Consider the following 22,903-nt stretch of genomic DNA (forward strand, 5'->3'; position numbering starts at 1 on the left):
TGCCCTTCATGACTTCTGCACTCACCCCGATTAAAGTTGTCGAGATTGAATTGGGACAGCCGATCGCTGCCTTTGATGAACTACACGGCTATGTCAGGCTTCAGGCATTGGTAAGACTGTATGGGACTGCGATCGGATGGATTAACGTTCCGATTAGCAATCATCAATGTTCAGCCGATTACCTTGAGCAACAGATTCTAGAACAGCATTGTGATTCAATTATTCAACAGCTTCTATTCAATCAATTATTGAAAGGATTACCTGAAAAACTACAGTTTGATGATCTACTCAAATTTCCGCCAATCAGCCAGCAGAAAGCTTTACCGTCTGTCACCGTTGCAATTTGTACGCGCGATCGCACCTCTGATCTCAATCTTTGCCTCACTTCACTTTGCCAATTAGACTATCCCAACCTGGATTTATTGGTCATCGACAACGCACCCAGCAGTGACGCAACTGAGAAATTAGTGCAAACTTATCCCCGCGTTCGCTATGTGTGTGAGCCGCGTCCGGGACGAGACTGGGCCAGCAATCGAGCCATTCTAGAAGCAACCGGAGACATTCTGGCTTACACCGACGACGATACGGTGGTCGATCGCAACTGGGTAAAATCACTCGCTCAAGTGTTTGTCGAAAATCCTGAAGTGATGGCGGTGACGGGGCTGGTCGTGCCTTATGAGTTAGAAACCGACGCTCAAGTTTTGTTTGAGATGAATGGCGGATTTGGGCGAGGATTTCGGCGACGGTGGTGGCGAGTCGGCCGAGGGCAACCTATGCACTGGACGCAAATGGGAACTGGCAACCTGGGCACCGGGGCAAATATGGCTTATCGGCGCAGTGTATTTGACGAGATTGGCTATTTTGATCCTGCTTTGGATGTGGGTACGGTGACGAATGGAGCAGGCGATCTGGAGATGTTTTTTCGCATTCTCAAAGAAGGTCATACGCTGGTTTATGAACCCAGTGCGATCGTGCGTCACCGACATCGACGAGACTATGCCCAACTGCGAACTCAACTCGCTCACAACGGTAGTGTTTATGCGTTTTTTGTGCGAACGGCGATCGTCTATCCCGAAACGACGCTTTCTCTGATTCGTCTAGGGTTGTCGTGGTTGTGGTCGGGTCATTTGCGTCCGTTGATGTTGTCCTGGTTGAGTCCGACTCGATTTCCGCGTGACTTAATTGTGGCTCAACTTTGGGGTTGTCTGACAAGTTTAGACAAGTATCCAAAATCTAAAAAAATTGCTGATGAGATTGCTAAAAAGTATGGAAAATCACCCAGCGATCGAGCCAAACAATCCACACCTATTCAAAAAGAAGCCACCGATAAAATTGCAGTTCGTTCAATTGAAATTACACAGCCTTTAGAACCGATTCACAACGTTACAGAAGTTGGTAAAGTCCGCGTCTTTGTCATGAAGCAGGGATCACCTTTGGGACAAGTTGATATTACAAATGACTATCAACCGATTAGCGTGATGCGATTGGGAACTGAAATCGTAGAGACATTGAGTTCAAAATTATGGAGTTCAAAATTATGGAGTTCAAAATTATGGGAATCTGATCGCGTTCCCTCTGCAACACTCCCCACGCATGTATCAGTCTCGATCGTGATTGGCACCTACGATCGCCCGGATGATTTGCGTCACTGTCTCCAAAGTTTGGTGTCTCAGACGTTTCTGCGATCGGTCGAAATCATCGTGGTCGATAATCACCCAGCATCGGAATTGACAACGGCGATCGTCAGCCAATTCCCCACCGTGCGTTTGATTGAGGAACCTCGTCAAGGAGTCGCCTACGCCCGCAATGCTGGAATTATTGCCAGTCAAGGAGAGATTATTGTCACGATCGATGATGATGTCACGCTGTCGATCGACTGGCTCGAAAAACTCATTGCTCCCTTTGCGCGCGCCGATGTGATGACCGTGACGGGAAACATTTTGCCCCTGGAACTAGACACCCGCCCCCAACAGCTTTTTGAACACTACGGCAACGGCGGACTCGGACGCGGATTTGAGCGATTTGAAGTCAACGGCGACTGGTTTGAGCGATCGCCCTTTCACGCCGTCCCCACCTGGGAACTAGGAGGCACTGCCAACGCCGCCTTTCGAGCCAGCATTTTTCGCCATCCCGCGATCGGACTCATGAACGAACCCCTCGGCCCCGGAATGCCTTCAGGAGTCGGAGAAGACATCTATCTGTTCTACAAAGTTCTCAAAGCAGGCTACACGATCGTCTACGAACCGACCGCCTACGTCTGGCACAAACACCGCCGCGAAATGGCTGCCCTGCGTCGTCAGCTATACAACTACAGCAAGGGGTTTGTCGCCTATCATTTGACCACGGTACTGTGCGATCGCGACCTCCGCGCTTTGGGCACCCTACTCATCTTCTTGCCGCTTTACTACCTCAAACGTCTGTTGCTCTGGCTTAAAGGAGACCGCTTTTACCCCCTGTCACTCATCTGGCTAGAAATCGCCGGAAACCTGGCTGGGTCGTGGTCACTGTGGCGATCGTGGCAGCGAGTCGATCGACAAGGACGCACCCAAGTTCAAACCCCCGCCTCACCCACCAAAACCGTAGAAACAAGGCAAACCTAAAATCTCCTCCCTCCTCCCTCCTCCCTCCTCCCTCCTCCCTCCTCCCTCCTCCCTCTTTCATCCCTCCCCATGTCCAATCGCATCAAAGTCACCGATATCGAGTTAAGCCGTCCGTTAGAATCCATTACTAACCTGGAGGGCTATCAGTTTTTGCGCGGTCTGGTTAAGCTGCATGGAAGTCCGATCGGTTATATTCAGCTTCCAGTCAAGCGGGGAGAATGTTCGGGACACGCCATCGCTCAGGCGATTTTTCCTCAGTTTGCGGAAGCGATCGGGCGGCAGTTGATCAACTATCGATTAGCCGTTCCAGATTCTAGCTGGCAAATTGCGGATTTACTCAAGCTGGCTCCCGTTGAAACTCAGAATTTGCCGTCTGTCACGGTTGCATTTTGTCCTCGACGATCGACGGAACTTGATCTCACGGATTGTCTACAGGCACTCCAAAAACTTGAATATCCCAATTTAGAAATTCTGATTGTCGAAAACGCTCCCCAGAGTGACGCACTTCAAAAAATCGTGCAGCAGAATTATCCAACTTTTCATCACCTCTACACCGATAAAGTCGGACTCAATCAAGCGCGAAATCTGGCGATCGAGAAAGCACAAAGCGAAATCATTGCCTTCACAGACGAACAGGGCCTCGTGGATACAAATTGGATTGGCGCGATCGCCACCTCGTTTGCCCAAAATTCTCAAGTCATGGCGCTCACAGGATTGGTAATTCCTGACCAGATCGAAACCGAAAATCAGGCGCTCTTTGAGTTTTGGTATGGTTTGGGGCGAGGGTGCGATCGACACTGGAATTCTTCTCTCAAATCCTGGAGCGATCTGGGCACGATGCAGCTAGGTTCTGGGGTGAATATGGCCTATCGTCGCAGATTGTTTGAGCAGATTGGCGTGTTTGACCTGGCACTCGATCGCGACACTCTGACCGAAGGCGGCGGCGATTGGGAAATGTTTTGTCGAATTCTGATTGCCGGACAGACGCTTCTCTATGAGCCAAATGCGATCGTTCGGTATCGGTCTCCAGAGTATGATCAAGCGATGCGATCGTTTCTCACTCGCAATCTCACCAGCTTTTACGCTTACATTTACACAGGCATTGCAGCTTATCCAAAATTACGTTTAAGCTTTTTGTGTTTAGCGTTGTGGAAGTTTGCGCGGCTGTGTATTTCTTGGTTGCGTCCCTATAATCTGCCTCGCGATTTTATTATTGCTGAATTTCAGGGCGTGTGGCGCAGTTGGCAAGGCTACCAGCAAGCAAGACAGACCGCCCCCATTCATAAAGTTGCGCCGATTGAACCCACACCCAAATTAATGACCACGCAGGCAATTGACTTGAGTGATTTACCTGATTTGCTTCCCGATTTACTTGACATCACAGACTACCAAGCCACTCGAGTTTTTGTTACCGAAGGTTCGACATTCATCGGTTCTGTAGACATCAAAAATCAGTTTGCACCCATCAGTGCTGCTCAACTGAGAGACGCGATCGCTCACCAACTCACCTTCGATCTGCTCTCTCTTCCTCACCAGCGTAACCGCGAAACTGCCCGCAAAGCCTTAGATTTTCTGCTGACCCAGCATTGGACTCCGATCGCTAAACCGATCACTTCCCAGCCCTCACTCTCTGACCAAATTCCTGTCAGCATCATCATTACAACCTGCGATCGACCCACTGACTTATTAAACTGTCTCCATCATCTCACCGCCCAAAAAACGACTCGACCCATAGAAATTATCGTGGCCGACAATCGCCCAAACTCAGGCTTGACCCCGCCGATCGTCGCTCAATTTCCCCAAGTCAAACTCGTTCAAGAGACTCGAAAAGGCGGAGCGTATGGACGAAATGCGGCGATCGTCGCCAGTACAAGCGAAATCATTGTCACCGTCGATGATGATGTCACCGTTCCACCGGATTGGCTCGAAAAGTTGATTGCTCCGATGGCTCGTCCCGATGTCATGGTCGTTACGGGAAATGTCTTGCCGTTAGAACTCGAAACCCCCGCCCAACTAATGTTTGAGAAGCTGAAAAACGGTTTGAGCGCCGGATTTTTACCTTTAGAAGTCGATGGAAACTGGTTAGCCTCTTTTGAATATTCTCCCCCCGTTTGGGAGTTGGGCGTATCGGCAAATTCCGCGATGAGAGCCAGCATTTTTAGCCATCCACAAATCGGATTAATGGAGGAAACCCTGGGCCCCGGAACGCCCTCCGCAGGTGCCGAAGAAACCTATCTCTACTACAAAATTCTCAAAGCAGGGTACACCTTAGTTTACGCTCCCGAAGCGTATGTGTGGCACCGTCATCGACGAGAACTGTCCGCCTTTTATCGGCAAATTTATGGTCAAATGAAAAGCTGTACTGCCTATCATCTCCACCTCTGGTTAAACGAAAAAGACAACCGAGGATTACGCCAATTGGTCAACGTCATGCCTCGCTATTTTGTCTGGCGAATCGTCGATCGCCTCCAGCGCAAACACGACACTCCCTGGCTCTATCTCTGGCAAGAAATTTCTGGCTTAATTGCTGGCTCTTGGGGCTATTGGCAAAGCTGTCAACTCGTCAAACGCAATGGTCGCAGTCAGCCCTACATTCCAGTTGTAGAACGAACCGAATCTCTTCAAAATCAATCCTATGTTTCTCAAAAGTAGACCGCCTATTTGGAAAAAGCGGCAGCTAGTCTACTACCGGGATTTGCTGCGAGAGTTGGTTGTCCGGGATTTGAAGCTGTTGTATAAGCGATCGACTCTCGGTATCGCCTGGACGCTGATCAGTCCTTTGCTGCAATTATTGGTATTCACGTTCGTATTCCGTCTGGTGCTATTGGTGAATGTCCCTCAGTATTCATCATTTGCGTTTAGCGGTCTACTCGTCTGGACATGGACACAAACATCTCTTTTTCAAGCTACGGGATTAATTACAGGCAATCGCGCTCTGGTTCGTCAGCCAGGTTTTCCGATTACTATTTTACCGATCGTCACCGTCACCACTGGTTTAATTCACTTCCTGTTAGCGTTGCCTGTCCTATTATTTTTTCTAATCTTCGATGGAGTTCAGTTAACCTACAACTTTACATTTTTACCCATCTTATTCGTATTGCAATTTATTCTCACCGTTAGTTTTGCTTATCCCTTAGCAGCATTGAATGTGACCTTTCGAGATACTCAACATACATTAGGCGTTGTATTACAGTTGATGTTCTATATTCTGCCGATTTTCTATGATCTCAACAAAGTTCCTGAGCAGTTTCGATCGCTCTTTGCCCTCAATCCGCTGGTCACTTTACTCGAAGCCTATCGAGCCGTCTTAATCTATGGCACTCCACCCAATTGGCGATCGCTGCTAATTTTGGCTATCCTATCGGGCATCCTCCTTCCTCTGGGATATCGAGTTTTTAAGCGCCAGAGTGAACGCTTTGTAGAAGAAATTTAGACCCTCATGCAACCTGCTGTCACCGCCCACAGACTGGGCAAACGCTACAGTCGCTATCACGCCGATCGCCCCCGCACCATCATGGAGGCCGCCCTTTCGGGACATCGCCGTATGAAAGCGATCGACTACTTTTGGGCACTGCGCGAGGTGAGTTTTACGGTTGCCCCTGGTCAGATGTTGGGGGTGATCGGTCACAATGGGGCAGGAAAATCGACGCTACTTCAGCTTTTGAGTGGGGTGGTGCGTCCCGATGAAGGGCAGATCAAAGTCAACGGACGAATGGGCGCACTGTTGGATTTGGGGGCAGGCTTTCACCCCGATTTGACAGGACGAGAAAATGTATTTGTCAGCGCGATCGTGGCAGGCTTGACCCGACGAGAAGTGACCCGACGCTTTGAAGCGATCGTCAACTTTGCAGAATTGGACTCATTTATCGACAATCCTGTTCGCACTTACAGTACCGGAATGTTGATGCGGCTGGCTTTCTCGGTAGCCATTCACACAGAGCCAGATGTGCTGTTGATTGACGAATTTTTATCGGTGGGCGATGGCGCATTTCAGGGCAAGTGTCTTGATCGCATTGCTGATCTCAAATCAAATGGTTGTGCAGTCGTGCTGATTTCTCACAACGTTGAACAAATTCAGCAACTATGCGATCAGGCTTTGTGGCTCAAACACGGGCAGGTCGAAGCTTACGGCGATCCCGAAGTGGTTGCAGGACGGTATGCAGGCATTATGGATTTGCAATCTCACGCCAAAAAATTTCGCAGTTATTCTCGTGAAATAGAAATCACAGCAGTTAATTTATTCGATTCACGTCACAACTCTATTACTGAAATTAACAATGGCGATCCGATGACGATCGAGATCAACTACAAATCACACCAGCAGTTTCTATCTGTGATCTTCAGCGTTAGCATTAGTGATGAAAACGGTCAGATCTACTTTAACACCAACACATTCACCTCAGCATTGACGATTCCGATATCTATAGGAATGGGAAAGATTCGCTTGTGTGTCGATCGCTTAGATCTCAGTGGTGGTCACTACTATGTTAACGCTGGTATATTTTCCCCCGATTGGAATCTCACCTACGACTATCACTGGAACCAGCATCCGTTCCAAATCGCCTGGACACCCAACGAGCAAAGCCTCCTCTGCCCCCCCCGCCACTGGGAAATCGTCTCGCCCATTTCCCTCGATCTGTAGCCCTCTCCATGTCTCAAAAGTCCCCTAGAATCGGAGGGCAGAAGTTCCAAACAACAAAGCCAAAGACCTTTATTGAATTCATACTATTCAGAATGATTACTGCCCGATCGCTCCTCTCGCCATTTCCAAAATCCTGCCACAATCTGCCGTTCCGCTCGCTCAAAAATCTGCTGCCAGTCATACTGCTGTTCGACTAATTGCCGACCGTTTACGCGCAGCTTTTCCTGGAGTTCGTCATCCGAGAGGAGTTGCAAAATTGCTTCCGCAAACGATTCTGGCTGGTCACGGATGAGTAGATGCACGCCCTCCACGATCGCCAACCCTTCACAGCCCAAACTCGTCGTCACCACAGGCAACCCCATCGCCATCGAGTGGAGAATCTTAATCCGAGTGCCGCCCCCAATTCGTAATGGAACGATCGTCATCTGACAATTTTGAGCCACCTCACTCATCGTCTCCGGATTGGCAATCACCCGAATTCTAGAATCCTGGGCCAGATCGAGAATCGCTTGAGGCGGGTCAGCCCCAGCCATCCAAAAACAAATGGTCGGGTCTTGCTGCCAAACGATCGGTAAAATCTTCTCCACAAAGTAGCAAGCTCCGTCAATGTTGGGATAGTAATTTAAGGTGCCGATAAACAGAATATTTTTGTTGTGAGGATTCTCTAACAGGGTCACTTCAGTAGTATCAATGCCGTTGTTTATCACGATCGTTGAACCAATATTGCAGCGACTTTCTAGCGTTTGGCGATCGCTCTCACTCACCACCATTCTGAGATTAAATTTCCGCCAGTATTCCGTTTCAAAATCTGCTAACAACGCCGACTCTGAATCGGATTCCAGAAATGCTTTTACTGATTCTGTTTGCGTTGCCAATTTATTTACTTCTACGTTGCCGTTAACTTCCGCACAGCGTTTTAATAATTGTGATTCAACATTATGTTCTCCTAATACACAATATGCATTTTGAAAAATATCTCGGTATTGTGCCATGTATATAAAATCACACAACACAATGTCAAAATTAGCAGTCTGCAAAGTACTGAGAATCTTACGCATTCTCTGACTACTGTAGCGATGAATTAGTTTAGGCTGCTGAGGTTGTCGAGGGGGCGCATCGCCTAACATGACTGTGATTGACAGATTGCAAAAATGGCTCACCTCTGCCTCTAACCGATAGTCACCCTGCGAAAACACAAACGAAACTACGACTAAATGATGCTGACGGCTCAACGCTTGCATCTCATAAAACATGCGAGTAATTGCACCATGCTTAGGGGGATAAGTCGGATATGGCGTGACCATCAAAATTCGCAAAGACTCGCTCTTATTCACCTGCGTCCGAGAATGCTTTTGAGAGTGTTTTTGAGAATACTCTTGAACATAAGCCTGAATTCTTTGATCCTGATCTTTGAGATGCAAAGCATAGTCTAGACAAGACCGAAGATACTCCATATTGGGGTGTCGTTTTAGCACCTGTTGGTAAACCTCGATCGCCCCCTCCACATCTTCTTGAGCCACCAACACCTGACCCAAATAATAATAAGACCAGGGAAACCCAGGAGCTAACTCAATAGCTCGACGCAAAGGCGCGATCGCCGCCGCCCACTGGCCTGATTTAAAACACGCCTCTCCCAATGTGAAATGAAACCAGGAAACTGCATCGTTCAAATCAATCGCCTGCTGAACGGACGCGATCGCCGCTTCCCATTTTTCCTGTCCGATCAGCGCTTTACTCAACCCATGATGCAACCAGGGCAAATTAGGATCTAAAGCGATTCCGATTTGACTTGCTGAAACGGCTTCTTTCCATTGACCCTCCCCCATGTAAGCCTCAGCCAACGTTTTGTAAAACCAGGGATTTTTTGAGTTCAATTCAATCGCTCGTTGGCAAGCAGCGATCGCCGCTGACCACTGTTCTGCCTGGACGAGGGCTTTGCTCAGTCGGTGATGAGCGCCCGGATTGGTAGAACTGGACTTGACGCTCAGACGACCGATCGCGACGGCGCTGCTTTTATACCACTGTTTTAATCGCTGAATCACACTCATATTTCAGAAGTCTTTCGGTCAAGTTTTCAACTGTAGTCGTCGTCAATTACACTCGGAGATCACCCAGAGAATTGTGATCAAAAGCTGTTATTCTAATAGAAGCCAATCCTGGTTGAACTGTCATCTGAGATTGTAGCCATTAGCTTCTCATTTATCGTTTCACTCACACTTTATGCGCCCTCGATCGCACAATAAATCCTTGCCATCTTCACAATCAATTTCATTCCCGATAAGTGATGTGATTCTGACGGCTCTTGCCTTTCTATCTTGATTTTGATCTCTGTAGCCAGATAGTCCCAGCCTTCCAAGACCAACCCATCCGATGCGAGCAAGAACACTTTCAACGTAGAAGCGGCTGACTGGGAGACCTGTCAACCCGACTGTAAACGAATGAATTAGCGCGATCGTTCAGCAATGGAACTACCTGTGGTTTAGGGTGGTTTTTACAAATAGCCTTGTTGCAAAATACACACTCATACCAAATCAACGGTTACTTGCTACAGATCCTCGCCTCTAAATCCCCCAATTCTGGCTACGGTGTACACATAAGTCGTTGTCGCTTCGTTTCAGTCGGTTTCAGCCCCCTAAATCCCCCATGTTGGGAGACTTTGACAAAGGAAAGATTTCCAAAGTTCAAAGCCAGGACGACGGCTCAAAGTCCCCCATTTTTGGGGGATTTAGGGGGCGAAGGATCTCAGCAATGACAGATTGATCGACTTGGGTGTACACGGCAGCCAATTCTGGGGGGCTTTGACTAAGTTTGACTGATCAATTAGTTGCAGCTTATTTTCAACTTGGTATTACATTCTCGATTTCTTAGTAGCGTCGGGAATTTTTGCTTTCATCCGCGATCCTGAACGAAGGCGGTCACTTCAATCTATCTGACCTTAGCGATCGCGCATTCTGCACTGAAGAAAAAAGGCTAGAGCGCACGCAAAATTGGAACTTCCTACAGGACGATCAGCAACGCCTGATCACTAGCAATCCAAAGATTAGCGAGAGTGCTTCATCGCATTAATTGACCGCAGATCAGGACATTTTTAGCCAAAAGGTTGATAATTCGCGTCAAAAACATCTATCTTAAGCTAGACTCTACACTTGCCCTCTGGAGAGGTGTATGATTGACTTCTCTTTATATCGCTCCCCAGAGACAGCTCATCAGGTCAGCTATTTTGCCGCCAGCGAGAATTGAATGATGACTGATATTAGCCAACAACTCACAGAAAAAGCGGATAAGATCGTCGAAGAATGGGTGAAAGCGGTTTCTCAAGATCGACGCATTCAAAGTACCGATCGCTTATCGCCCACCGCTGTCCGCGACCACATTCCGGTAGTGCTAAAAGCGCTGTCAACCGTTCTCTCGCGCACCGAAGAAAGTAACGTCGAGTCTCTAGCAAAGGCTAGCTTAGAGCATGGAGCGCTGAGGGCAGAACAGGGGTTTGACCCGACAGAGATTGCGCGAGAGTATCACTTATTGCGATCAACGATCGTTTCAGCGTTGCAAGACAATCTTCTCAGTGATTCAGTTACGAATGTGATTCGGGCTTTTGTATTGATCGATGCTGTGATCGATGAAGCGATCGCGCAGTGTTTCAAAAGCTATGTGCGAGAGCGGTTACAAGAACTAGAACAACTCCAAACTCAGTTAACGCTGACCAATCAAGAATTAAATCGTCTCGTCAGTGTCAGCCAAGACAATCTTTCTTATCTCGCCCACGAACTCAAAACACCGCTCAACTCCATTATTGGCTATTCAGAATTAGTACTACGTCAGCAGAAAAAGTCTGAGGTCAAAGATAGCATTCCTACACTGGATCACCTTGAGCGAGTGCTTCGCAACGGTCGGCAACTGCTGCACTTAATCAACAATGCGTTAGAACTGTCACGCTACGAATCTGGGCAAATGCAGCTTAATCTGACGCGGGTTGATGTGCGATCGGTGATTGATGCGGTGTTAGAAGTGATTCAACCGCTTGCCGATGCTAAAAATTTGCAGTTGATTGTCGATGTAAAGGCGCCGATTTTGATGGTGACCGACGCGATGCGCCTACAGCAAATCCTGACCAATCTCTTGAGCAATGCTGTCCGCTATACCGAAAAAGGAACCATTACGATCGCTTGCCAACTCCACGATTGCGATTGGTCAATTACCATCCGTGATACTGGGATTGGCATTTCTCCTGAAGACCAGAGTCGAATTTTTGAGCCTTATGTCCGAGTCGTGTCAGCCGATCACTCTCACGTCCCTGGTAGTACTGGATTGGGCCTGGCGATCGTCGCTCGATTAGTGAAGCTGTTACAGGGAAAGATTTCTCTCACTTCAGAAGTCGGAGTTGGTTCAACGTTTGTGGTTTCTTTGCCGATCGCTGTTAACGAGTCAAAAAAAGTCCTTTGTACAGGGATGAGGGATGAGGGATGAGGGATGAGGGATGAGGGTTCTGAATTGAGTGCAATGATTGGTTTGTGATATTCAGTTCAATTTGTATGCCGACTCAGATTTCTGCGCCTGTTCAGACTGCATCTGCTAAAGATTTTGTTTATCAGCCCCCTGCGATCGCTCACAATGCCAAACGGATTTTGGTAAAACCCAATCTTGGCTATCCTGTTGGGCCGCCTGTGACGGTGAGTATGGGCGTTTTGAGGAGTGTGCTGTCGGCGTTGCGGCTGGCGAGTCCCCAGGCTGAAATTTTGATTGTCGAGGGCGTTTGCTCTCCCGTTAGTCTGGCTGATATTGCCGGAAAGAATGGACTATACGCGCTTCTTGATGAGGGAATGCAGCTATTGGACGCAGATGCGCTGTCGATCGTCGAGTATCCCAATCTTTCTCCGACTCCGGTTCGGTTTCAGACGATGTGGGCCCCTGCTCTTTTGCAAGAAGTCGATTGTCGCATCACCGTCGGAACCTTTAAGCGCACGATACTGAAAGATCAGCCTCTCATTTCTGCCTCACTAAAAAATCTCTACGGACTCTTTCCTCGCGCCAAATACAAAGCCAGGAGCGCCAATTCACGCGGACAACTGCATCGCCCCTCGGTGCCGCAAATCTTACAGGATGTCTATTTTTGCATTGGGCATCTGTTTGATGGAGCCGTGGTGGATGCTGATCGCCGTTTGATGAGCCACGATTGGAAACCTGACAAAGGAACCGCGATCGAGGTTGGCAAAGTCTTTTTTGGAGACGATTTGGTAGCGGTCGATCGGGCTGCTTGTCAGGCGACTAAAGAACCGATTCCTGACTATTTAGAAGCCATTGAGCAACATAGAAAACAGCCGCAGATTACTCAACCTGATTGAGCGGACAGGAAATAGAGGCTTTCCCTGACCAATTTGTAAAGGTATTGCTATCTCGATAGTGACGAGGAGTGTGCATCAACAAGCGCCAAGCTTCTCCGGCGTTCAAGAGATTATATCGCTCAGGATAATGAGCTTTCAATAGTTCTTGAACCATCGGATAGTAATCAGAATTCATGCCGGGGAAAATGTGATGTTCTGTATGGTAAGAAAAGTTTAAATGCAGTCGATCGAATAGCTTAGGAACTCGCAGCGAAACGGTATTAACAAGCGGATCATTCACGCTCGTCATCTCACACAGCAAATGGTTGGTGAAGATGTAAAACATCGCTCCAGCATAACCAATCGCGATCGGAAGAAAATAGCCCAGCAGCAGTTGCTTTAAGTCAAACTCTAAATAAGCAATCACGCTGAAATGAATGGCAATGACTACAAGATATTCCTGTGCGATCGCCCACCGTTCTTTTGGACTGACCGTCAAAGCAGTCGGAACATACTGAACCGATTTGCGATTAAACAAAACAACAGCCGTAAGATTGCGAAATCCATGAACGCCCCAAGCGCTGACCATTCCCATCACTAAACCCAGGGGACTCACCTCAGAAGAAGGCACAAACTGATTTTGAATCCATTTGCCCCAGGTGTTGGGCTGCTCATAGGTGTAGCTGCGATCGGGATCAGCGATCGAGTTTGTTTTATTGTGGTGTTCTCGATTGTGAACCGCCTTCCAGAGGGTAGGTGGCATCCACCAAACTGCAAGTGCCAGTAGCGTAACCCCGTGACTAAGACGAGAATTTTTGATCACGCTGCCGTGCATCAAAGCATGAACACTAAATAGCAAGACAATCACACTGTTGCCCATAATCAGCGCGATCGGTAAAAACAGCCCCAGTAAGCGAATGTCCCAATCATTGAGCGTGGCGGCGATCGTCCAGCCTACTATCAAAATGACTAAATTAGCGAGCAAAATCGTTAGTTTGCCTGGGTCAGGAGCGAATGCTTCATCCGGAAGAAGAGGGCGCAGCGCTCTAGCATACTTTGCCTGGTGGATGAGCGGTTCGTGAATCAAAGTTCTCAACTTATTGATAGCCTTAAATGCAGTGGAAACTTCTTGCTCAATCGGTTTAGTCTTTTCAGAAGCAGATCTAAAAAGCAAAGCTAGAGTCTGTTTAAACAAGTTTGGGGCAGCAACCTGATTTAGCTGCCACCCCATCAATAGAGTTCTATAGCAATCCTATTTGAGTTGTGAGCGGCGGCTAGTGATGAGGGGTTAGTCGTAGATCGCTAAGAACTAATCGCCAAAAACCCGCCCTTTAAGGACTCTCATACTAAATCAATTTGTGAATGCTACAGATCCTTCGCCCCCTAGATCCCCCATTCTGGGGGACTTTGAGAATCCGGGACTTCTTTGGCTTGAAGTTTCCCACAAGTAGGGGATTTAGGTTGCTCTCCAAGATCTGTAGCACTCAAAGATCAATTTGGCATTACAACTGATTTAGGACTACTAGATACGATCGCTCAACTATGCAGGAATCAGCACAGTATCAATGACGTGAATTACGCCGTTATCAGCCGCAACATCTGGTGTTGTCACGGTGGCATCATTGACCTTGACACCACTGGAGGCATCAATCTTCACATCTGAACCTTGAACAGTGGTCGCTGACTTCAGCTTTACCACATCAGCCGCCATCACTTTGCCTGAAACAACGTGGTAGGTGAGGATTTGCGTCAGCTTGGGGATATCCTTGAGCAGTGAATCTACGGTGCCTGCGGGAAGTTTAGCAAACGCTTCGTCAGTCGGTGCAAAAACGGTAAATGGGCCAGCGCCCTTGAGGGTATCTACTAAACCCGCAGCCTTGACAGCAGCGACTAGAGTGCCAAATGAACCAGCACCAATGGCAGTATCAACAATGTCTGACATAAATTTACCTAGCTTGTGTGTCTGTAGCAAAGATAACGTAATTTTGTAAAGAAAAGTGTCTAATTGCTCATGTAACTGTCTTAAGACATAGAAATTGCAAGGATTGGCTTCTAGCGCAGTTAGCGGGGCTAAATCATCAGGTTGTATTTCGGATGTTTTTAATTACAAACATAAAAGAGCGCTTTAACAAAGATCCGTGTTTTCGCGAGTTTCTTAATTTTGGTTTAAGAATTTTAATCAGAAGCTTATGTAATGTTGACTATCTATGATCGCTTAAACTCCCTCTACACTAAGGTTCCAGAAGTTAAGCTGGACAATATAAAGATTGTCTAACGGCTTCCCGCAACTCAGTGTTTTGCAGTTAAGGTGTGACAAATGTAACTGAGACTTTCCCCGATTTGCAGAAAAAAGAGAGAAAAATTAGTTACGCCCCTAGGTGCTTTACCATTATCCATCGCGCTCATTTACCGAATTGTTCTCTGCCATGTCACCTATGCGCCGCCATTTTACGCCTGCTACTCGTTACTACATTCGCAAACTTTTACAACAAAACCTCGATCGACTGATCTTTCCAATGTTGGACAGGGGCATCAGAGCCGACGACACCAGCAATGTAAGAGAAATTTTGACCAGCTTATATGTCAAAGAATCAAAAGTCGATTCGATGATGCTTGAGTTAGAACGGCTGGCTTTGCTGCATCAATCTCTCAATCAAGCGAGTGTCAAAGATCAGCAGGATTTGCAAAAAACGGAAGCTCAAATTTTTGGCTTGTTAGGCTGCGAAATCAAAGCCTCTTTTTTAGAAACGCTGACGATCGGCTTTCAGTTTACGCACCGCTAACCAGTTGTCGAAAGGCCACTTCTCCCGAAATTGTGTCAAACGATCGGTCGGTGGCCGCTTCTTTTTGGTAGCTTGGGGTGAGGTCGATCGCTTGTTTTAGACTCTCGACGGCTGCATCAATTTTGCCTTGTCGGGCGTAACAGGTGGCTTTGTTATAGTGAGAACGCGCATAGTCTGGCTTGATTTCCAACGCTTTATTGAAACTGGAAATGGCTTCCCGATCGCGCCCTAGTTGAATCAGCGCCACTCCCCGTTTGTCCCATGCTTTATGGGAATTGGGCTTGAGCCGCACGACTTCGATAAACGAGGTAATCGCCTCTTGATGCTGGTTTAACTCCTCTAGCGCCAAGCCACGATTCATCCAGGCTACCGAGTCGTCAGGTTGAAACTGCACCGCCCGATCGAACGACTCAAACGCCGCTTGATTGCGTCCTAACATTCCCAACGCCACGCCTCGATTGACCCAGGCCTCCGAAAATTCGGGCTTTTGTTTCGTGGCTTTTTCATAGGACGCGATCGCCTCTTGATAGCGTTTTTGACGACTGAGCATAAGACCATGACTGACCCAGGCTTTGTAGTGAGTGGGCTGAAGTTCGATCGCTTTGGTAAATGCATCAAACGCATCTTTGTCTCGACCCACTTTTTGCAGCGCCAATCCTTGTTGATACCAGATGTCTGCGTTGTCGGGCTGGATTTCGAGGGCTTGCTCATATTGCACGATCGCCGCTTGATACAGTCCTTCCGAAAACAGCGCATTCCCCCGATTTAAGCAAGCCTTTGTATCGACAAACAGATTGGGATGAATGGATTGCAGCAGTTCGATTTGTTCGGCGAGAGCCTGAGTTTTTCTCTGAACTTTGGTAACGGTGGCTTCGGAAACGGGAGAAGCTTCGGCAAGCTGTTGTAGGATGAGTTCTTTTTGCTCTTGGGCGGTTGATTGCAGTTCTGTCAGTTGGGCTGAAAATTCGGATTGTAGCTGTCTGAGAGTCTGTAGGGTGGATTCTTTTTCAGTGTTGGTCTGCGATCGCAGTTGCACGACTTGATCAGAGAATTCGGACTCGATCGTTTCTAAGCGTTTGAGAATCAGGTCTTTTTTCTGATGAAACTGTGTCTGAGCTTCTGCTTGAAGTTGAGCAAGCTGAGGTTCAAAATTGGACTTTAGCGTTTCTAAGTTTTCTAAAAGTGAATCATTGCGGCGTTGGGCAGTTGATTGAAATTCTACTAATTGAATATTGAATTCCTGTTCCGACTTTTGTAGATTTTGAATTAGCTCCGACTTTAATTTATCCAGATCTTCTAGTGATAAATTCTTCTGTTTTTCAGTAATTTCTTTGAATTCAGAAATTCTAGTGTTGAATTCTTGTTCCGACTTTTGGATATTTTCAAGAATGTTTTCTTGCTGTTGTCGGATTGTTTCTCTCAACATTGTAACTTCAGGAGTCACTTCAGCAACCAGCGTTTCCAGATTCTCTAACATAGCATCTCGACGCTGTTCAACAACCTGTTGAGTTTCTGTCAATCGAGCATCCAAAGTCTGTTCGGATTGCCGGAACTTTTCGAGAAGATTTTCTTGCTGCTGTTGAGTCATTTGTCGCAAGGTATCCAGTTCTGGAACAAACTCGGCTGCAATTTGACTCAGATTCTCTAGCAGATCGCTTTTACGTTTCTCGATCGTCGCTCTCAGCGTTGCCAATTCTGTGTCAAACTCTTGCTCAGACGATTCTAAACCCTGCAAAACTCGCATTTGTTGGTGCTCAACCGAGGACTGGAGCGCGACAAGCTGAGGCGCAAATTCTGAAGCCAACAATCTCAAAGCGCTGAGCGTCGAATCCTTTTGCTGCTGTGCTGTTCCTTGCAGTTCCACAAGATTAGATTCAAAGGTTTGTTCTGACTGGTCGATCGACTGAAGCGATCGTTCCTGACGCTGTTGGACTGTTTCTTGCACTTGAGCAAGCTGAGTCACAAATTCAGCATCTAATTGCTCTAACTTCTGCTGATAGCTTTTGAGTTGAGTCGCAAAATCCGTGAGAATTTGGCTTTTTGACTGAGACAGCTCGGCTCCCAATCCTGAGAGATTCTGCTGTTCGCGATCGATGTTTTTTTGGAGTCCACTTGCCGCATCCTCCACTGAGTCAGCTACCGCTTCCAACTCGTGCAAAATAGCTGTCGCATCTTCTCGCGTCCGCAAAATCTGCCCCTCTAGCGCCTCTAATCCTGCAACCTGACCTTTGACCCGCGTCGTCACTTCTTGAATGACTGCCCGACGTAGAATCCAGAGGGTGGCGATCGCGCCTCCGACCAGCAAAATCAAAATAGTCAGCAGAATATTAAACAACGCCGTCATCTGAGCCAGAGACTGACTGACATCCGCTTGACTAGAAGGCTGAGAAGCTTGCGCCACCTTGATTTGAGAAGATGGCTCGGAGGGTGTCGCGCTCACCACTTGACCTGACAGACAGCAAAGCGAAAGAACCACCCCACTTTGCCAAAGAACTGTAGAGAACGCTGGATTGCGGTACTTCATTGAGAAAATCCTCGTCTGTCAGCCAATTTTAATTGATTAAATCACCTCTTCCAGGGTAATCAAAATTTGGTCAGATGCTCGAAATCTAGAGCGGGGGACTTACTCTCAGTCGGTCTCATCCAAACTCTCTGCACCCTCCACTTGAAATTTGAGCAGGCGATTTTCGTAGCGACGATTGCGACGGCGACCTTTGGCGGGTGTGGCGCGTTTGCCATCGCGTTTGTCGTGGACGATGTGATTGAGGTCTTGGGCATCATCCCAGTCCTGCAAATCGCCGGGTGAGGTTCGCTTAGTCATGAGTTGGTTGCCATTTCATCAAAAAAAGGCAGAACGAAGTGCTAAACGTCCTACCTTTCTCCGTAAGTTTTACAGGAGTCTGCATCATGGCAAACTACTCTGCTGCGGTCTCTTCTGACGTTTCTTCTGCCACGGCTTCTGGCTCAGGTTCGGGAGCGGGTGCAGCGGGTTTGACGGGTTTGGGGCCGCGCATCAGTGCCAAATTAACAGGCTGTTTTGATTCTTCGCGATCGCCCCGTTTGCCTTTGCGGTCTGAGCGACGGTCTCCCCGGTCTTCGGTACGATCGGAAGCACGATCGGCGGTGCGATCAGCGCGTTTGGGGGCGGGCGGCGGCGTAGAAGATCTGGGTGCAGAATTTTGGGGCGCAGAATTTTGAGATTCTGAACTGTGATCTGAGCCTTTAGACTCTGAAGGTTGAGAACTGTCGCCAGCAGGAGCGGACTGACGTTCAGATTTTTTGATGGGACGTTCTACCATGTTAATTTTTGTTGACTACTTTGCACGATACCTTGTTTTGGCACCTCCTGAACCGCTTTTTGGGCACTTAACTTTTGCGCGACTTTACGGTTATGCAGAAGTTTGGACTTTAGAGGCTAGATCCTGGATTTTCAGTCTAACGTCCAATGTCCAAGGTCTGGCTAAGGGCTTTGACTAAAGTTTCATTTTGCTCATGAGTGCCGATCGTGATGCGGAGTTTGTCGTCTAGTCCAGGTTGGTTAAAGTAGCGGACGAGAATGTTTTGAGCTTTGAGGTGTTGGTAGAGAAATTCTGCATTGGGCTGGGGAGGCTGTACCAGGAGAAAATTGGCTTGAGAATCCCACACTCGAAAGTTGAGGTGTCTCAGGTCGGCTGCGAGTCGAGTTCTAGAAGCTTTGATGCGATCGACACAAGCATTTTTGTAGCCCTGATCGAGAATGGCGGCCGCTCCGACAGTACAGGCGATCGCGTCGATGTTGTAGCTGTCTTTGACTTTGAATAGTTGACTCAACAGGTGGGGCTGTCCGATGCCAAAACCCAGACGCAATCCCGCGAGAGAATAGCCTTTGGACAAGGTTCTGATCAATAAAACATTCTCAAATTCTTTGACCAACTCTAGAGCATTCGTCTCAGCAAAATCGACGTAGGCTTCATCAATTACCAAAATGCCCGTCAGATGAGCGGCCAGTTTTCGCAGATCAGCGATCGCCACTCCATGCCCCGACGGACTGTTAGGCGACGCGACAAAGGTAACGGCTCCCTGAGCAGCAATCAAGCTTTCTAGCGACAATTCAAACCCTTCCCCGTAAGGAATCTCGACCACTTCGGCGGCTTGAATGGTAGTCAGCGTTTGATACAACACATAGGTCGGTGTGGGGTAGACCACTTTGCGTCCCGGTTCTGTACAAGCGCGAATCACGATATTCAACAAGTCATCGCTACCGTTACCCACAATAATTTCATCGGGTGAAATGTCTAACACCTGACCTACCGCTTGTCTAAACTCATTTCCATAAGGATTGGGGTAACGTCTGAGCCATTCACCGTCGATCGCGCTTAAAGCCTCGATCGCTTTGGGTGACGGCGGATAAGGATTCTCGTTGCTGTTGAGCTTGATGATTCCGCTCCCGTGTTTGGGCTGTTCACCAGGCTTGTAGCCAGCCATTGCTTGAATGTTAGAACGAAAATAGTCAGCCATTGCGATCGGGTGATGAGTTGGACTGTAGACATTGGACTGTAGACATTGGACTGTAGACGTTGGACTGTGGACACTAGACAGGGGAGCATTTGAAGTAAGAGGATGTTTGAAAAGTGTTTCTTCTAACGTTTCAGAGTTTCGATCCCCCTAAATCTCCCTTCAAAAGGGGACTTTGAGCCGTCGTCATGGCTTTGAACTTTGGAAATCTTTCCTTTGTCAAAGTCCCCCAAACTGGGGGATTTAGGGGGCTGAAGCCGCCTGAAACGAAGCCACCAGACTTGTGTGTACACGGTAGCTTTTTTAAGGGGGGCTAGGGGGATCTCCAGACGATTTGATACGTTTCAAACATCCTCTAAGGTCTACAGTCTAAAGTCTCTGGTCTAAAATCCGAATAGATATTTTCTTGGCAGGATGACAGTCAGTAAATCATACTAACTCTGTTGAATATATTATTGAACGCTCATCAAAGGTAAGCAAATGTTTCTGAAATTAGGGTCTCGGCTGTTGTTGACCTCGATCGTACTCACAAGCCTGATCACGCCTGTCTTAGCACAAGTTGAAAATTCCACTTCTTACAGTCAACGGAATGTTGCACAATCTAAACAAGTCAATGCTGATAAACGTTCTTACACGCTAAAAAATGATGACTGGACGATTACGATCGGTAACACGAATTCGTGGTCAGGTGTGAATGGCACTGGAAACCTCACTTACCGGGGCTGTGATACCCAAAATCGCTGCCTCAACTTAACCGGGGGACGAGTCACCTGTCGCGACGGAATCTGTCGAATTGGCTGGCGAAATCGAGACTACTCCTACGTTTTAGAAGAGCCGATGGACAACCCTGATCTCCCCACAGCGCCCGGATCTAGAACCGTTCTGATTGTCCGCAAAGGCGCAAAAGTAATCCTACGCGCCACAGGATTGACCAGCGTTGCCAATAATCGTTAGAATGCGATCGTCAGCCCAAAAGAATACGATCGACAAACTTCTCAATCAGTTGATTGGCGATCGGTGTTTCTTGCAACTCGCTCAACATTCGCTCCAAAACTTCTGGGTGATCAAAATAGCGATTTTGGTAGCGACGAATTCGGATTGCCAACTCTTGAGCATTCATTTCGGGGTGAAACTGAAACGCATAAAACGGTCTGTCTGGAATCTTGAAAGCGTGATAGGGACACTGATCGGAGGATGCGAGTAAAACTGCATTTTGAGGTAACGCGATCGCTCGTTCTTTGTGTCCTGAGACGGCCCAAAATCCATCCGGTACATCACAAAACAATAAATCATGCGTGGCCGCTGGCGTTAACCAAAGTGGATACGTTCCCACTTCCATCTTGTCTTTGTCTACAATCACTTTTCCACCCAGCGCTTCTACCACTGCCTGAAACCCAAAGCAGGACGCAAAAACAGGAATGTGCTGATCGACACAGTGAACCAAAAGACGCTCGATCGCAGGCACAAACCTGTACACGTCAGGCTGAGTCACCGAAGCGTCGCTAGATCCGCCCACAAACAATGCATCAAATCCATTGAGCTGCGTTACCTCAAACTCAGGCGTTTTATAAACATCCAGCACCGAAAACTGATGAGCTTCTAAGCGACTGTAATGTACAAACGCACCAAACTCTTCCTGTCGAGTCAGGCTGTCATGACGAATTTGCAGCAGCAGAATCTTTAAGTCAGACCGATGTTTTGTCAAGCTACAATGCCTCAAATTGTGCAGTAAACCCCTCTAACAACAGGCACTCATCTTGAAATGATTCGGCCTCATCCACATTCTCGATCTGAAACTCCATAATGCGCCGCTCGTCGTCTTTCATCTTCTTGCTAGAGAGCGATTTTGCCCCATATTTGGCGACGATCGCATTAAAGTCTTTAGCATAGGTACGCCAACTATCCGCAGAACAGTAAACAATAACTCGCCACATAAAAATTTCTGTAAAAGGACGAGTCTATTGTCGCATTTGCGATGAGAAAATTTTGGACTCCCAACTTGGGACTTTCAACTTTGGACTTTGGTTTAATATCAGCTTGATCTTTCATAGCTATAGACTCTCAAACTCCCCTCCCTACGGCTTCCCCCCTAATCGAAGGTGTGATTTTCTGGCTCCCCGCCTGACTAAGGAAGGGTTGGGGGAAATCGAAGATCCATTGCATCTAATGCATCTAAGAAGTGATTTGTGTAACGCTCTGATTTGTGTAACGTTCAAATGGCCCTATTTGTAATGCAAAAAGAGCCGACTAAATTCATCAAAAAACGATCGCTAAATCAACCTATAAATCAAATCAAAAGCTGATCTAACGAATAGATTCAACGACTTTGACCGCTTCTTGTGGGCTGATATTGCGGCAGCGATTCAATGCTGGGTTAACATCTGCCCCTGTAAATCGATAAAACGGGCCGCTTCCTATCCAGTTTGACAATAGAGTAGACCGATTGGCCGAACCAAATCTGCCCAACTCCAGCGTGGTTTTGCCATAGGTCGGATTGTTCACTGGAAAGCTTTTTTCACCCGATGGCAGGTCGCCAATTCCGCCGCTAGTGGCTTCGATCGCAAAGCAAAAATCTTGTGAAGTGTCGCGACCAAACTTGCGATAAATCATCAGATACCTTAGTCCGCCAATTCTCGCGTTGCGTTGGGCGTTGACCTGAATTTCGTCTAATCGAAACCCCAAAGGCACGTAAGAGAGGGACGCAGCCTTGAGTCCAGTGGCTTTGAGAATTTGCAGTTGGGCTGGGCTAAGTTGAGCGTCTGGGTTCGGTTTAGCAGATTGAGCGTGGGCGGTTCCAGTCGTCATCACACTGAGGACGATCGCTGCCTTGACAAAGTTCTGATAATTTTTCATCTTCTGCAAAAAGTTTAGGATATCCGATCTATTCCTGGAGTGGATGCTGTTTTCGGGCGTTTTTTGAAAATAGGTTTATACTCGATCGACAAGTCAAGTTAGTTCACTTGAACTAGCGAATGATCACAAAACCTGATCAATTCCTTGCCGAATTTAAGAACTACATATAGAGTAGTAAGACATCTTTTTGTCACCCCAACGCTATATATG

18 protein-coding genes are annotated in these 22,903 nt (G+C 47.6%); 8 read left to right on the forward strand and 10 right to left on the reverse strand.

All coding sequences use genetic code 11. The features are described from left to right. Positions 1-8 precede the first annotated feature (8 nt). The 4 genes from ACJ2PR_RS04100 to ACJ2PR_RS04115 all read left to right on the forward strand — a co-directional run bounded on the left by ACJ2PR_RS04100 (position 9) and on the right by ACJ2PR_RS04115 (position 7,242). Positions 9-2,600 carry a glycosyltransferase gene (locus ACJ2PR_RS04100; protein WP_446876034.1) on the forward strand — a complete coding sequence of 864 codons (2,592 nt, stop codon included), beginning with the start codon at positions 9-11 and terminating at the stop codon, positions 2,598-2,600. Between the two features lie 69 nt (positions 2,601-2,669). Then, on the forward strand, positions 2,670-5,252 hold the full coding sequence (locus tag ACJ2PR_RS04105; RefSeq protein ID WP_446876036.1) for a glycosyltransferase: 2,583 nt from the start codon (positions 2,670-2,672) through the stop codon (positions 5,250-5,252). Further along, positions 5,236-6,033, forward strand: a complete 798-nt coding sequence (locus ACJ2PR_RS04110; protein ID WP_446876037.1) for an ABC transporter permease — start codon at positions 5,236-5,238, stop codon at positions 6,031-6,033. Before ACJ2PR_RS04105 ends, ACJ2PR_RS04110 begins: the two co-directional genes overlap by 17 nt. A 6-nt stretch (positions 6,034-6,039) precedes the next feature. Then, the gene (locus ACJ2PR_RS04115) at positions 6,040-7,242 is read left to right on the forward strand and encodes an ABC transporter ATP-binding protein (RefSeq protein WP_446876038.1); all 1,203 of its coding nucleotides are present in this window, start codon (positions 6,040-6,042) and stop codon (positions 7,240-7,242) included. Between the two features lie 83 nt (positions 7,243-7,325). Here the strand turns inward: ACJ2PR_RS04115 and ACJ2PR_RS04120 are convergent, their stop codons facing one another. Beyond that, positions 7,326-9,290, reverse strand: a complete 1,965-nt coding sequence (locus ACJ2PR_RS04120) for a tetratricopeptide repeat protein (RefSeq protein ID WP_446876039.1) — start codon at positions 9,288-9,290, stop codon at positions 7,326-7,328. Between the two features lie 1,192 nt (positions 9,291-10,482). Here ACJ2PR_RS04120 and ACJ2PR_RS04125 point away from each other — a divergent pair. Continuing rightward, positions 10,483-11,709 carry a sensor histidine kinase gene (locus ACJ2PR_RS04125; RefSeq protein ID WP_446876041.1) on the forward strand — a complete coding sequence of 409 codons (1,227 nt, stop codon included), beginning with the start codon at positions 10,483-10,485 and terminating at the stop codon, positions 11,707-11,709. Between the two features lie 65 nt (positions 11,710-11,774). Then, positions 11,775-12,584, forward strand: a complete 810-nt coding sequence (locus ACJ2PR_RS04130) for a DUF362 domain-containing protein (RefSeq protein WP_446876042.1) — start codon at positions 11,775-11,777, stop codon at positions 12,582-12,584. Here ACJ2PR_RS04130 and ACJ2PR_RS04135 read toward each other — a convergent pair. Together ACJ2PR_RS04135 and ACJ2PR_RS04140 are read right to left on the reverse strand one after the other, a co-directional pair. Continuing rightward, positions 12,568-13,659: a fatty acid desaturase family protein gene (locus ACJ2PR_RS04135; RefSeq protein ID WP_446876043.1), complete on the reverse strand. Its 1,092-nt coding sequence runs from the start codon at positions 13,657-13,659 to the stop codon at positions 12,568-12,570. The genes ACJ2PR_RS04130 and ACJ2PR_RS04135 overlap by 17 nt on opposite strands. Positions 13,660-14,103: 444 nt before the next feature. Further along, on the reverse strand, positions 14,104-14,505 hold the full coding sequence (locus ACJ2PR_RS04140) for a fasciclin domain-containing protein (RefSeq protein ID WP_446867693.1): 402 nt from the start codon (positions 14,503-14,505) through the stop codon (positions 14,104-14,106). Positions 14,506-14,989: 484 nt separating this feature from the next. On the opposite strand from ACJ2PR_RS04140, the gene ACJ2PR_RS04145 reads away from it, so the two are divergent. Further along, positions 14,990-15,346 (forward strand): hypothetical protein, encoded by a 357-nt coding sequence (locus ACJ2PR_RS04145; protein ID WP_446860630.1) that lies wholly within the window; start codon positions 14,990-14,992, stop codon positions 15,344-15,346. Here ACJ2PR_RS04145 and ACJ2PR_RS04150 read toward each other — a convergent pair. The 4 genes from ACJ2PR_RS04150 to hisC form a co-directional block, all read right to left on the reverse strand. Next, positions 15,333-17,870, reverse strand: a complete 2,538-nt coding sequence (locus ACJ2PR_RS04150) for a tetratricopeptide repeat protein (protein WP_446876044.1) — start codon at positions 17,868-17,870, stop codon at positions 15,333-15,335. The genes ACJ2PR_RS04145 and ACJ2PR_RS04150 overlap by 14 nt on opposite strands. Before the next feature lie 105 nt (positions 17,871-17,975). Then, positions 17,976-18,167 carry a hypothetical protein gene (locus ACJ2PR_RS04155; protein ID WP_446867690.1) on the reverse strand — a complete coding sequence of 64 codons (192 nt, stop codon included), beginning with the start codon at positions 18,165-18,167 and terminating at the stop codon, positions 17,976-17,978. A 94-nt stretch (positions 18,168-18,261) separates the two neighbouring features. Beyond that, complete coding sequence (locus ACJ2PR_RS04160) at positions 18,262-18,645, reverse strand: hypothetical protein (protein WP_446876045.1); 384 nt, start codon at positions 18,643-18,645, stop codon at positions 18,262-18,264. A gap of 136 nt (positions 18,646-18,781) precedes the next feature. Next, positions 18,782-19,843, reverse strand: coding sequence for a histidinol-phosphate transaminase (gene hisC / locus ACJ2PR_RS04165; RefSeq protein WP_446876046.1), 1,062 nt, complete (start codon positions 19,841-19,843; stop codon positions 18,782-18,784). Between the two features lie 477 nt (positions 19,844-20,320). Between hisC and ACJ2PR_RS04170 the strand changes: the two genes are divergently transcribed. After that, the gene (locus ACJ2PR_RS04170) at positions 20,321-20,794 is read left to right on the forward strand and encodes a hypothetical protein (RefSeq protein ID WP_446876047.1); all 474 of its coding nucleotides are present in this window, start codon (positions 20,321-20,323) and stop codon (positions 20,792-20,794) included. 10 nt (positions 20,795-20,804) lie between these two features. On the opposite strand, the gene ACJ2PR_RS04175 is transcribed toward ACJ2PR_RS04170, so the two are convergent. The 3 genes from ACJ2PR_RS04175 to ACJ2PR_RS04185 form a co-directional block, all read right to left on the reverse strand. Next, positions 20,805-21,545, reverse strand: coding sequence for a type 1 glutamine amidotransferase (locus tag ACJ2PR_RS04175; RefSeq protein WP_446876048.1), 741 nt, complete (start codon positions 21,543-21,545; stop codon positions 20,805-20,807). 1 nt (position 21,546) lies between these two features. Beyond that, positions 21,547-21,774, reverse strand: a complete 228-nt coding sequence (locus ACJ2PR_RS04180) for a hypothetical protein (protein WP_446860623.1) — start codon at positions 21,772-21,774, stop codon at positions 21,547-21,549. Between the two features lie 370 nt (positions 21,775-22,144). Then, on the reverse strand, positions 22,145-22,693 hold the full coding sequence (locus tag ACJ2PR_RS04185; RefSeq protein WP_446876049.1) for a hypothetical protein: 549 nt from the start codon (positions 22,691-22,693) through the stop codon (positions 22,145-22,147). Positions 22,694-22,903 lie beyond the last annotated feature (210 nt).

The sequence above is a fragment of the Phormidesmis sp. 146-33 genome (genome assembly GCF_052939515.1).